10 protein-coding genes are annotated in these 12,352 nt (G+C 70.0%); 7 read left to right on the plus strand and 3 right to left on the minus strand.

Annotated elements, in window-relative coordinates; genetic code table 11:
• Positions 1-14: 14 nt before the first annotated feature.
• From VKG81_RS16605 to VKG81_RS16615, 3 genes are all read right to left on the minus strand, one after another.
• Positions 15-1,361: an AarF/ABC1/UbiB kinase family protein gene (locus tag VKG81_RS16605; RefSeq protein WP_324397653.1), complete on the minus strand. Its 1,347-nt coding sequence runs from the start codon at positions 1,359-1,361 to the stop codon at positions 15-17.
• 177 nt (positions 1,362-1,538) lie between these two features.
• On the minus strand, positions 1,539-2,444 hold the full coding sequence (locus VKG81_RS16610; protein ID WP_324397654.1) for an alpha/beta fold hydrolase: 906 nt from the start codon (positions 2,442-2,444) through the stop codon (positions 1,539-1,541).
• 23 nt (positions 2,445-2,467) lie between these two features.
• Positions 2,468-3,070 carry a DinB family protein gene (locus VKG81_RS16615; protein ID WP_324397655.1) on the minus strand — a complete coding sequence of 201 codons (603 nt, stop codon included), beginning with the start codon at positions 3,068-3,070 and terminating at the stop codon, positions 2,468-2,470.
• Positions 3,071-3,189: 119 nt separating this feature from the next.
• Here VKG81_RS16615 and VKG81_RS16620 point away from each other — a divergent pair, with 119 nt between their 5' ends.
• From VKG81_RS16620 to VKG81_RS16650, 7 genes are all read left to right on the plus strand, one after another.
• Positions 3,190-4,152, plus strand: coding sequence for a YafY family protein (locus VKG81_RS16620; RefSeq protein WP_324397656.1), 963 nt, complete (start codon positions 3,190-3,192; stop codon positions 4,150-4,152).
• 42 nt (positions 4,153-4,194) lie between these two features.
• Positions 4,195-8,379 (plus strand): NEW3 domain-containing protein, encoded by a 4,185-nt coding sequence (locus VKG81_RS16625; protein ID WP_324397657.1) that lies wholly within the window; start codon positions 4,195-4,197, stop codon positions 8,377-8,379.
• Positions 8,376-8,987 (plus strand): DUF7158 domain-containing protein, encoded by a 612-nt coding sequence (locus VKG81_RS16630; protein WP_324397658.1) that lies wholly within the window; start codon positions 8,376-8,378, stop codon positions 8,985-8,987. Before VKG81_RS16625 ends, VKG81_RS16630 begins: the two co-directional genes overlap by 4 nt.
• A complete protein-coding gene (locus tag VKG81_RS16635) occupies positions 8,987-9,904 on the plus strand; it encodes an ROK family protein (protein WP_324397659.1) in 918 nt (305 codons plus the stop codon). The genes VKG81_RS16630 and VKG81_RS16635 overlap by 1 nt, the downstream gene beginning before the upstream one ends.
• A 270-nt stretch (positions 9,905-10,174) precedes the next feature.
• Positions 10,175-10,738 carry a 50S ribosomal protein L10 gene (gene rplJ / locus VKG81_RS16640; RefSeq protein WP_324397660.1) on the plus strand — a complete coding sequence of 188 codons (564 nt, stop codon included), beginning with the start codon at positions 10,175-10,177 and terminating at the stop codon, positions 10,736-10,738.
• A 55-nt stretch (positions 10,739-10,793) separates the two neighbouring features.
• Positions 10,794-11,186, plus strand: coding sequence for a 50S ribosomal protein L7/L12 (rplL, locus tag VKG81_RS16645; RefSeq protein WP_324397661.1), 393 nt, complete (start codon positions 10,794-10,796; stop codon positions 11,184-11,186).
• 161 nt (positions 11,187-11,347) lie between these two features.
• The coding region (locus VKG81_RS16650) for an ABC transporter ATP-binding protein (protein WP_324397662.1) at positions 11,348-12,352 on the plus strand (1,005 nt) is incomplete at its 3' end.

A 12,352-nucleotide genomic window follows, 5' to 3' on the forward strand; every position in this document is an offset into this window, starting at 1 on the left:
GCGGGCCCTGGCCACTACGCCTGCACCTCTTCGGAGTACTCGCGGCTGACCTCGACCATGAAGTTGGCGAAGTATCCGGTCAGCTGCGGATCGGACATCATCTGCCACTTGGGCGCCAGCAGCTTCATGTAGCGCTCCACGTAGAGGAACTGCTTGCCGATCAGCACCAGCTCGCGGGGGAGCTTGACGTTATAGACGTCGGCCAGTGCGGACAGCTGCCGCCCGATATCCGCGTAGGACATGTCGCCGAGGGACTTCATGGTCAGCGGCGCGGCGAACGCCTCGAGGTCCCTGGCGGCCTGTCCCTCGGGCCTGACGGTGCCTACGGCACCCATCAGCACGACGATCTTGCCCGCCGCGGCGTGGTCCTTCTTCACCAGCAGCGCGTAGACCAGCTCACGCAGCAGCCAACGGGTCCGCGGGTCGATACGGCCCATGATCCCGAAGTCGAGGAACACGATCTTGCCGTCGGCGTCGACATAGAGGTTGCCGGCGTGCAGGTCACCGTGGAAAAGGCCGTGGCGCAGGCCGCCCTCGAACACGCTGAACAGCAGGGCCTTGACAAGCTCGACACCGTCGAAGCCGGCCTTGCGGATCGCCGCGGCCTCGTCGATGCGGATGCCGTCCACCCGCTCCATCGTCAGCACCCGCGGGGTGGTGTACTCCCAGTGCACCCGGGGCACCCGAATGTTCTGGCCCAGCGGGGAGGCGGTCATGTGGTCGGCCCAGGTCTCCATCGACTGGCCCTCGATCAGAAAGTCCAGCTCCTCGGCCAGGTTGTCGGCGAAGTCGGCGATGACGTCCTGCGCCGACAACCGGCGGCCGAGCTTGGCCAGCTCGACCACCTGGGCGCCGCGCTTGAGGATCTGCAGGTCGGCAGCCACCCGGCGGCGGATGCCCGGCCGCTGGATCTTGACGACGACCTCTTCGCCGCTGTGCAGCGTGGCGAAGTGAACCTGCGCGATCGACGCCGACGCGAACGGCTCGTCATCGAACGACGCGAACAGCGTCGCCGGGTCCTGGCCCAGGTCCTCGACGAACAGCTTGTGCACTTCACCGGCATCGGCCGGCGGCACGGCGTCGAGCAGGCTGCGGAACTCCCTGGACAACGGCTCGCCGAACGCGCCGGGGCTCGAGGCGATGATCTGACCGAATTTGACGTACGTCGGCCCCAGGTCGGCAAACACGTGGGGCATCTCGGTGATGACTTTTTGTTGCCAACCCCCCGGGCCGAGCAGCTTCGTGGCCACCCTGCCGGCGGCTCTTGTCACCTGCCATCCGGCCGCCCCGACTCGCGCGGCCTCGGTGAGCAACGGCACTCGGTCCAGCTTGGCAACCTCGCGGTGCGCAGTGGAACTCATGCAAGCAGTGTGCCAAAAGGCGCCATCACCTCATAGAATGCGCCGCCGCCGGCGGTGGCCGCCGGCGCGCCGTCGCGGCGGGTGTCAGCGACCATCGGTCCAGGTGAGAGTGCCGAAAACGGACGTGAAGGCCGGCCTGCGCGCCCGCCCGACGGACGTGACGAGTTTCATACCACGTCAGTCACCGGCTCTGCAGAAGTTCTCGACCAGCGCGTCGATGACGGGCTCCCACACCGGTTCGGGCAGGTCGTGCCCCATGCCGTCGATCATCACGAAGCGCGCGCCGGGGATCGCGCGGGCGACGCTGCGGCCATTGCGGGGCGGCACCATCGGGTCACCGGAGCCGTGGATGACGACGGTCGGCGCGCCGATGCGGCGGATGTAGCGCATCAGGCTGCCGGTGCCGAGGATCGCGTCGAACTGTCGCAGCATGCCCTGCGGATAGTCGCTGCGGGCGGTGAGATCCGCGACGCGGCGACGCAGTTGGTCGTCGGGCGGCAGGAAGTTCGGGCCGTTGATGACCCTGATGTTGCGGACCTCGAACGCCAGCCGCTGCTCGGCCGGCGCGTCCCCGGCGGGCGGGTCGAACGCCAGTTTGATGACGCGCCAGCGCGGGATCGACGAGAACGGCTTGCCGCTGCCCGACATCGCCACGGCCAGCGACCGCACCCGCTCCGGACGGCGGCCGGCCAGCACCTGGCCGATCATGCCGCCCATCGACGCGCCGACGACGTGTGCACGCTCGATGCCGAGATGGTCCAGCAGTGACTCCACGTCGGCGGCCAGGTCGACGAGGGTGTACGGCACTTCGCTGGCGCGGCCGAGGACATAACGCCAGACCCGGCGGTAGACCGATCCCTTGGCCCGCATGCCGCACATCTTCGTCGACAAGCCGGTGTCGCGGTGATCGAAGCGGATGACCCGGTAGCCATGCTTGATCAGCCGGGCGCAGAAGCCGTCGGGCCACATCGGCAGCTGCGCGCCGACGCCCATGATGAGCACTACGGGTGGGTCGCCGACATCTCCGAGGTCCTCGTAGAAAAGCTCGACGTCGCCGCAGTCGGCCCGGCCGCTTCGCGTCATGAGCCTTTTCTACCGGGTCCCGGTCACCTCGCGCGCACGGGCTTCCATGGCTTGGTCCAGTCGGTCTCCGGCCAGCCCTCCACCCCGGCCATCAGCTCATACATGGTGGCCCCGTCGATCGACTCGCGGATGATGTCGGCGTGGCCGGCGTGCCGGGACAACTCCTCGATCAGGTGCATCGCGACCCAGCGCACCGACCAGTGGTCGATGTCCTTGGGAAACCATGGCACGTTGCGTGGCACCGGCACCCCGGCGTCGAGGTCGGCTTCTGCGAAGACGCGCAACGTCTGCGTGTTCTGAGTGCGCAGCCCGTCCAGCAGCCCCTCGAGGGTTTCGTCGTCGCGCATCGTGAGCTGGTCGGCGTGGTCGGCCATCTGCTGCTCGAGCGGCCGCGGGTCCGGCGGCGGGAAGCCGGGCGCCGATGATGCCCGCTCGGTCCAGCTGTGCTGCACGCCGGTGGCGTGCTTGATGAGCCCGCCGATCGACAACGCACTCACCGTCGGTGTGGACCGCGCGTCATCGTCGGTGAGGCCGTAGGCCACCGCGAAGAACGCGTTCTGCTGAAAGGCGACGAAGTTGAGCAGGGTCTGGCGCTCGCCGGCGGCGGGCGGGGGCAGTCCGGGCATCACTGGCTCTCTTTCTCGTGGGAGCTTTCTCGTGGGAGTTGACGGCTCCGGCGGTCGTCAACCCAGGCTGTCAGCAATAGGGGACGATTTCTGTCCTAAGACTCTGGCACGATTACGGCGTGTCCGAGACGACCGGCCGGGTGCTGCAGCTGCTGGGTCTGCTGCAGTCGCGGCGGGTTTGGAGCGGCGGCGAACTGGCCCAGCGGCTCGGCGTGACCACCCGCAGCGTTCGCAGGGACATCGAGCGGTTGCGCGAGCTGGGGTACCCGGTGCATGCGAGCAAGGGCCACGGCGGCGGCTACCAGCTCGGCGCCGGCGCGGCCCTGCCGCCCCTACTGCTCGACCCCGACGAAGCGGTGGCCGTCGCGGTGTGCCTGCGGCTGGCGGCGGGCGGCAGCGTGGCCGGGGTGGGGGAATCGGCGCTGCGGGCGCTGACCAAGCTGGACCAGGTGCTGCCGGCGCGGCTGAGGTCGCAGGTCGGCGCCGTCCACGACGCGACGGTCACGCTGACACCCGAGTCGATCGACTCGCCCGTCGAACCCGACGTGCTGATGACGCTGGCGCGTGCATGTCGCGATCGGGAGCACGTGACCGCCGGCTACGTCGACCGCGTCGGCAGAGTGACGCGGCGGCGGCTGGAGCCGTACCAGCTGGTGACGACGGGCCGACGCTGGTATCTGCTGACCTACGACCGCGACCGCGCGGACTGGCGAAGCCTGCGGCTGGACCGGATGGATGACGTGCACGCGCTCGGCAGCACGTTCCGGCCGCGGCCGGCACCCGACGCTGCCGCCTTCGTGCGGCGCTCGATCACCGCCTCGCCTTACCGCCACCACGCCCGGGTGCGCTACTTTGCGCCGTACGATGTTGTGGCGCCGCATTTCTCGCCGAACTCGGCGACGATAGAGGCTGACGGCGCAGAAGCCTGCGTCGTCACCACCGGCGCCGACGACCCCGAGCGCATGGCGCTGTATCTGGCGATGCCGGGCTGCGCCTTCGAGGTGCTCGACCCGCCGGAGCTGGCCGAGGCCATGCGGGCTGTCGCGGCACGGCTCCGCCGGGCTGCCGGTCTCAGGCGGTGATACCGTGCGGGTTTCCCGGCCCTGAGGCCGTAGTGTTTTGGCGTGCACGTCATCTCCGCGGAGTCGACGGACCTTTTCGTCGGGCCGCCGGATGCGCCGCTGCAACTGGTCCGGGTGACTTACAGCGGCCGCCATCCGACGCCGCTCGCGGTCGAGGGCGACGGCCTGGTGACGCCGGAGCCGGCGTCTCCCGCTCCCGCGGCCGGGGTGGTCGAGATCCCGGTCGCCGTCGATCGCACGCCGCCCGGTGACCGCCGCGCCGCCCGCGTCGTCGGGAAGGGTGTCGGCCTGCCGTTCACGTTCGTCGTGGCCGAGCCCGGCTGGACGATGTTCATGGTCAGCCACTTCCACTACGACCCGGTCTGGTGGAACACACAGGGCGGCTACACGAGCGAGTGGACCGCCGACCCGCCCGGTCGCCAGACAAACGGCCTCGACCTCGTGCGGACGCATCTGGAGATGGCTCGCCGCGACCCCGACTACAAGTTCGTGCTGGCCGAGGTCGACTACCTCAAGCCGTACTGGGACACCCACCCCGAGGACCGCGCCGACCTGCGCCGGTTCATCGCGGAGGGCCGGCTGGAAGTTATGGGCGGCGCATACAACGAGCCGAACACGAACCTCGTCAGTCCGGAGACCACCATTCGGAACCTGGTGCACGGCAGCGGTTTTCAGCGCGACATCCTTGGGTCGGACCCGTCCACCGCGTGGCAGCTCGACGTCTTCGGCCACGACCCGCAGTTTCCCGGCATGGCGGCGGACACCGGCCTGACTTCGAGTTCGTGGGCGCGCGGCCCGCATCATCAGTGGGGCCCGATGGCGCGCCACGGTGATCCGACGCTGATGCAGTTCTGCAGTGAGTTCGAGTGGATCTCGCCGTCGGGACGCGGCCTGCTCACCCATTACATGCCGGCCCACTACGGGGCGGGCTGGCGGCTCGACGAGGCGGCCTCGCTGGCCGACGCCGAGGTCTCCGCCTACCGGCTCTTTTCGGCGTTGAAGAAGGTCGCCGCGACGCGCAATGTGCTGCTGCCGGTCGGCACGGATTACACCCCGCCGAACAAGTGGGTCACAGACGTTCACCGCGACTGGAACGCGCGGTACACCTGGCCCAGGTTCGTGTGCGCCCTGCCGCGGGAGTTCTTCGCCGCGGTGCGGGCCGAGCTGTCCGCACGGGGCCAGGCGCCGTCGCCGCAGACCCGCGACATGAACCCGATATACACGGGCAAGGACGTGTCATACATCGACACGAAACAGGCCAACCGCGACGCGGAGAACGCGGTGCTGGACGCCGAGCGGTTCGCGGTATTCGCCGGTCTTCTAGCCGGCGCCGAGTATCCCCAGGCCGCGCTGGCCAAAGCGTGGGTTCAGCTGGCTTACGGGGCACACCACGACGCGATCACCGGGTCGGAGTCCGATCAGGTGTACCTCGACCTGCTGACCGGCTGGCGGGACGCATGGGAGCTCGGGCGGGCGGCACGCGACAATGCGCTCGGGTTGCTGTCTTCGGTTGTCGACGGCTCGGTTGTGGTGTGGAACTCGTTGAGCCACAAGCGCACCGATATCGTCACGGGGTACCTGGACACACCGGTCGGCGCCGGGGTGCGGGTGCTCGACGCCGACGACAACGAGCTGCCCGCGCTCGTCGAACACGGCGGACGCTGTGTCACCTGGCTGGCGCGCGACGTGCCGTCGCTCGGCTGGCGTTCGTACCGCCTCATGGCCGCCGGCTCGTCGGCCGGCTGGGAGACGGCCGGCTCGTCGGCCGGCTGGGAGCCGCTGCCCGGCATCGAGATCGCCAACGAGCACTATCGGCTGCGGGTCGACCCGGCGCGGGGCGGCGGTGTGGCGTCGCTCGTCGATCTGGCCGGCGGGCGCGAGTTGATCGCCGCGGGCCGGGTCGGCAACGAGCTCGCGGTGTACGACGAGTACTCGGCGCACCCGACGGGCGGCGAAGGGCCGTGGCACCTGCTGCCGTCAGGGCCGGTAGTCGGCTCGTCGGCCGCCGCGGCCGACGTGCACGCGTACCGCAGCCCGTTGGGCACAGGGCTGGTCGTCCAGGGCCGAATCGGAAAGTTATTGCGCTACCGGCAAACCCTTACGCTGTGGCGCGGGGTGCGCCGAGTGGACTGCCGGACGGTGATCGACGACTTTACGGGCGCCGACCACCTGGTGCGGCTGCGCTGGCCCTGCCCGGTGCCGGGCGCCCTGCCGGTGAGCGAGGTCGGCGATGCCGTGGTCGGCCGCGGGTTCGGTCTCCTGCACGAGGGCCCGGGGCGGTCGGTCGACACCGCAACGCACCCATGGACCCTGGAGAACCCGGCCCACACCTGGTTCGGACTCTCTTCGGCCGCGCGGATCCGGGTCGGGGACCACGTGCGGGCGATGTCGGTGGCCGAGGTGGTGGTGCCCACCCTGGCCGCCTCCGCGGCGGCACGTGACCTCATGGTCGCGCTGGTCCGCACCGGCGTGACCGCCACGTGCAGCGGCGCCGACACGCCCCGCTACGGCGACCTGGACGTCGACTCCAACCTGCCGGATACCCGCATCGCGCTGGGTGGGCCCGACGAGAATCCCTTCACGGCGGCGGTGCTGGCCGAGACCGACCCGGGGTACGCCGACGAACTCAAGCGCCAGTTGCACGCCACCGGCGAGGCGCGGGTGTGGGTGCCAGCCGCGGCGCCACTCGCCCAAGAGTGGGTACCGGGCGCGGACCTGCGCGACGTGCGAAGGCTGCCGGTGCTGATCGTCGCCGGCAAGGGCGCCATCGGTTCGATGACCGACGATCTCGGCGACGCCGAAATCGTCGTGTCGCAGCAAGTCCCGGCCGACATCGAGCCGTTCGAGCCGCGCACCGTTGCGCTGCTCAACCGCGGGGTGCCCAGTTTCGCCGTCGATACCGAGGGCACGCTGCACACGTCGCTGATGCGCTCGTGCACCGGCTGGCCGTCGGGCACCTGGATCGATGAGCCGCGCCGCACGGCACCCGACGGCTCCAACTTCCAGCTGCAGCACTGGACCCACACCTTCGACTACGCGCTCGTCTCCGGCGCGGGTGACTGGCGGCGGTCCGACGTTCCCGCGCGCAGTGCGGAGTTTTCGCATCCGCTGCGGGCGGTCCTGACGTCCGGCAGCGCGGGCGGCCTCGGCGCGGCCGGCTCGCTGTTGGCGGTCGTGCCCGACCGATGCGTGCAGGTAGCAGCCGTGAAGGCGGCGGGCAATCCGCTCGCCCGCGGGAGCGCGCAGCCGGTCGACCCCGCCAATGCAATCGCGCTGCGGATTGTCGAAACCCAGGGTGCGACCACGCAGGTCGCCATCCAATCGACGGCGGGTACGGTGTCGCCGCTCGCGGTCGCCGACCTTCTCGAGCGGCCACGCGAGCGCCTCGAATCGGGCCGGCTGACGCTGCACGGCTATGAAATCGCCACCCTACTTGCGCGATTCGACGTGCCCGTGAAGCTCCACACCGACGGCGCGAGGCCGGCACCGGAAGCCGAGGCCGCGCAGCCGCTGTACGCCCGGTACTGGCTGCACAACCGCGGACCCGCACCACTGGGCGGGCTGCCGGCCGTCGCCCACCTGCACCCGTATCGCGTCGCCGCGGAGCCCAACAGCCAGGTGCCGCTTCGCCTTACCACGTCCAGCGATTGCAGCGACCGGTCGTTGAGCGGCGTGGTCCGGCTGGTGATCCCGGACGGGTGGACGGCCACGCACGACGAGCTGCCCGTCGACCTGGCGCCAGGCGGGTACCTCGGCAGCGAGATCCGGCTGACGGTGCCGCCCGGCACGTTGCCCGGCCGCTATCCGGTGCGGGCCCAACTCGAGCTGACCGGCGCGGGCCTGCCCGCCGCCTGGCGACAGGTCGTCGAGGACGTCTGCGTCGTGTCGGTCGGCACTCAAACCAACGACGATCTGCTGCGGCTGATCAAGGCTCCGGAACACATCGAGGTGGCGCCGGGTGACCGAGCGTCGCTGGGCGTGACCGTCGGCACCGACGCGCGTGCCGACATGGCGGTGGAGGCCCACGTGATCAGCCCATGGGGCACCTGGGACTGGGTCGTCCCTGCCGCGCGCGGAGCGGTGCTGCCGGCCGGCGGCACGGTGGACCTGAACTTCGACGTCTGTCCACCCCCATGGGTGGAGCCAGGGCGGTGGTGGGCCCTCGTGCGAGTCGCCTGCGCGGGGCGGCTGATCTATTCGCCCGCGGTCGTGGTGTGCGTGCGATGACCGTCGTCGCCACTGTCGGCGGGCTGCCGGTGAAGGTCCACGAGGTGGACGCGCGCGAGGCCGTGCTGCGCTCGGGTCCGCTGGCGGCATCGCTGCCGGCCGTCGGGACGAGCGAGGGGCGGCAACTGCGGCGGTGGCTGACCCAGCTGCTGGTGACCGAACGGGTCGTGGCGGCCGAAGCCGCGACGCTCGGTGTGACCGCCGACAACGCTCCCAGCGAGGACGAACTCCTGCCAGAGCCGGCGACCCGGCTGGAGATCGGGAGCGTCGCCGCGGCGGCGCTGGCCGACCCGACGGCCCGTGCCCTCTTCGTTCACGTCACATCGCAGGTCGACGTCACCGCCGAGCAAATCGCCGACTACCACGCCCGCAACCCGTTGCGTTTCGCCGCGCCGGACAGCGGATCTCTTGGCTGGCAGGCACCTGCCCGCACCGCCCCGCCGCTGGACGACGTGTGGCCGGCGATCGCCGAGCATTTGCGCGGGGCCGCCCGGCGCCGCGCGTTCCGGAGGTGGCTCGACGGGCGACGGGCGGCGCTGGTGGAACTGGCTCCCGGCTACGAGCACCCCGGCGACCCGCGCCAGCCGGACAACACCCACAGGCACTGATGACCGATCGGACCCTCGTCCTGGACATCGGCGGCACCAAGATCGCCGCCGGTCTCGTCGATCCCGACGGGACGCTCAGCCACGCCGCCAAGCGGCCGACCCCGCGCGGCGACGCAGAAACCGTCTGGTCCGCCGTCGACGCACTGATCAGCGAGGCCGTCGCGGCGGCCGGCGGGGCCGTGAGTGGTGCGGGCATCTCGTCGGCAGGACCCATCGAGGTTCGGGAAGGCACCGTGAGTCCGATCAACATCACAGGCTGGGAGCACTTCCCGATCGTCGACCGGGTGGCCGCCGCGGTGCCCGGAGTGCCGGTGCGGCTCGGCGGCGACGGGCTGTGCATGACGCTCGGCGAGCGGTGGCGGGGCGCGGCCAGGGGCGCGGACTTCGTGCTGGGCATGGTCGTCTCGACCGGCATCGGCGGCGGGCTGGTGCTCGACGGCGTCCCGTACCACGGCCGCACGGGCAACGCCGGCCACGTCGGCCATGTCGTCGTCGAGCCGGACGGCGAGCCGTGCTCGTGCGGTGGCCGGGGGTGCGTCGAGACCGTTGCCAGCGGCCCGCGCATGACCCGATGGGCGGTCCGCCACGGCTGGGCGGGACCGGCGGGCGCCGACGCCAGGGAGCTGGCCGACGCCGCGAACGCGGGGGATATGTCGGCGCTGAGCGCTTTTCGGCGCGGCGGCACCGCGGTTGCGGCGATGATCGCCTCCGTCGCCGCGGTGTGCGACCTCGACCTCGTGGTGATCGGCGGAGGTGTCGCCAGATCCGGGCCGCTGCTGTTCGACCCGCTGCGCGACGCGCTGGCCGGCTATGCCGGGCTCGAGTTCATCCGCGGGCTGCGAGTCGTCCCGGCCGAGCTTGACGCGAACGCGGGGCTCGTCGGTGCGGGAGCACTGGCCAACATCGAATACGCGTGAAGCGCAGCTTCGGGGGCGTAGGTGCGCGTTTTGGCTGATCGACGACGCTTGCGCTAGCCTGGGATGGCTCCACCGAAGACCGTCGGTCACCGAGCAATCGGTTGAAGGTCCCGGATCGATCCGGGCGGCCCACGCAGGAGGACGAGGCCAGCGCCGCAACGCGCGTTCGATCGCGCACGCAATGCACGCCCCGACCCTGCGTCGGGGCGTTCGTCATTTTCCGGCCTGCGTTCGGTGGCGCAACCCGATACCCACCCAAGGAGGCATTGCATGGCCAAGGCTGACAAGGCCGCCGCCGTCGCCGAGATCGCCGAGAGGTTCAAGGAGTCCAGCGCCACCGTCGTCACCGAGTACCGCGGGCTGACGGTGTCGAACCTGGCTGAACTGCGCCGGTCACTCGGCGGCTCGGCCACCTACTCGGTTGCCAAGAACACGCTGGCGCGCCGCGCCGCGTCGGAGGCGGGCCTGGAAGGTCTCGGCGAACTGTTCGTCGGCCCGACCGCGATCGCCTTCGTCAAGGGCGAGCCCGTCGACGCCGCCAAGGCGCTGAAGACCTTCGCCAAGGACAACAAGGCGTTGGTCATCAAGGGCGGCTACATGGACGGCCGTCCACTGACCGTCGCCGAGATCGAGCGCATCGCCGACCTGGAGTCGCGTGAGGTGCTGCTCGCGAAGCTGGCCGGCGCGATGAAGGGCAACCTGTCCAAGGCGGCCGGGCTGTTCAACGCCCCGGCGTCACAGGTGGCACGGCTCGTTGCGGCGCTGCAGGAGAAGAAGCAAGGCGCAGAAGGCACGCAAGAAAACACAGCAGACGCTCCCGCGGCTGCCGAGTAATCCGCACAGACCGCTAAAGAAACCCGCTAAAGAAATTTGGGAAGGACCCACACCCATGGCAAAACTGTCCACCGACGAGCTGCTCGACGCGTTCAAGGAGATGACGCTGCTCGAGCTGTCTGACTTCGTCAAGGCATTCGAGGAGACCTTCGAGGTCACCGCCGCCGCTCCGGTCGCCGTCGCGGCGGCTCCCGGCGCCGGCGCTGCGGCCCCGGCCGAGGCCGCCGAGGAGCAGACCGAGTTCGACCTGATCCTGGAGGCCGCCGGCGACAAGAAGATCGGCGTGATCAAGGTCGTCCGCGAGATCGTCTCCGGGCTGGGCCTGAAGGAGGCCAAGGACCTCGTCGACAGCGCCCCGAAGCCGCTTCTCGAGCGGGTTCCGAAGGAGGCCGCCGAGGAGGCCAAGGCCAAGCTCGAGGCCGCCGGCGCCACCGTCACGGTCAAGTAGTCTGCCGACACGCACGCGGGGTCGCTCCAACCATGGAGCGGCCCCGTTGCGGATGAGACAGTTGTCGGCGAGTGCCACCAGCGTCGCGCGTACGCTAGAGTGACTCAAGCCACAAGCGGGAGGCAGGTGGCTGCCATCGGCACTGGCGGAAGGATTCACGCGTGGGCATCGGCATTGAAGTTGAAGGGCTGACCAAGTCCTTCGGGCCCCAGCGAATCTGGGAAGACGTCACGATGGACATCCCGCCCGGCGAGGTCAGCGTGCTCCTTGGCCCGTCGGGTACCGGTAAGTCGGTGTTCTTGAAGTCGCTGATCGGCCTCCTCCGCCCCGAGCGCGGCAAGATCATCGTCAACGGCACGAACATCATCGAGTGCTCGGCCAAAGAGCTGTACGAGATCCGCACGCTGTTCGGCGTCATGTTCCAGGACGGCGCGCTGTTCGGCTCGATGAACATTTTCGACAACACCGCGTTCCCGCTTCGCGAGCACACCAAGAAAAAGGAAGGCGAGATCCGGGACATCGTCATGGAGAAGCTCGCGCTTGTGGGCCTTGAGGGCGACGAGAACAAGTTTCCGGGCGAGATCTCCGGCGGTATGCGCAAGCGCGCGGGCCTGGCCCGGTCGCTGGTGCTGGACCCGGAGATCATCCTCTGCGACGAGCCTGACTCCGGTCTGGACCCGGTCCGCACCGCCTACCTGAGCCAGCTGCTGATCGACATCAACGCGCAGATCGACGCGACCATCCTGATCGTCACGCACAACATCAACATCGCCCGCACCGTGCCGGACAACATCGGCATGCTGTTCCGCCGCAAGCTGGTGATGTTCGGTCCGCGCGAAGTGCTGCTGACCAGCGACGAGCCCGTGGTCCGGCAGTTCCTCAACGGTCGCCGCATCGGCCCGATCGGCATGTCGGAGGAGAAGGACGAGGCGACGATGGCCGAAGAGCAGGCCATGGTCGACGCCGGCCACCACGACGGCGGCACGGACGATATCGAGGGCGTGCCAGCGCAGATCACCGCGACCCCCGGCATGCCGGAGCGCCAGGCCGTCGGCCGTCGGCAGGCACGGGTGCGCGAAATCATGCACACCCTCCCGCCGAGCGCGCAGGAGGCCATCCGCGACGACCTCGAGGGCACCCACAAGTACACGACCCACCAGTTCGGC

Origin of the sequence: Mycobacterium sp. (assembly GCF_035314905.1) — a bacterium.
Classification (GTDB): domain Bacteria; phylum Actinomycetota; class Actinomycetes; order Mycobacteriales; family Mycobacteriaceae; genus Mycobacterium.

Coding starts and splice junctions, on each gene's coding strand:
- VKG81_RS16605 (WP_324397653.1), bottom strand. CDS start 1,361: ATGAGTTCCACTGCGCACCGCGAGGTTGCCAAGCTGGACCGAGTGCCG.
- VKG81_RS16610 (WP_324397654.1), bottom strand. CDS start 2,444: ATGACGCGAAGCGGCCGGGCCGACTGCGGCGACGTCGAGCTTTTCTAC.
- VKG81_RS16615 (WP_324397655.1), bottom strand. CDS start 3,070: ATGCCCGGACTGCCCCCGCCCGCCGCCGGCGAGCGCCAGACCCTGCTC.
- VKG81_RS16630 (WP_324397658.1), top strand. CDS start 8,376: ATGACCGTCGTCGCCACTGTCGGCGGGCTGCCGGTGAAGGTCCACGAG.
- VKG81_RS16635 (WP_324397659.1), top strand. CDS start 8,987: ATGACCGATCGGACCCTCGTCCTGGACATCGGCGGCACCAAGATCGCC.
- rplJ (WP_324397660.1), top strand. CDS start 10,175: ATGGCCAAGGCTGACAAGGCCGCCGCCGTCGCCGAGATCGCCGAGAGG.
- rplL (WP_324397661.1), top strand. CDS start 10,794: ATGGCAAAACTGTCCACCGACGAGCTGCTCGACGCGTTCAAGGAGATG.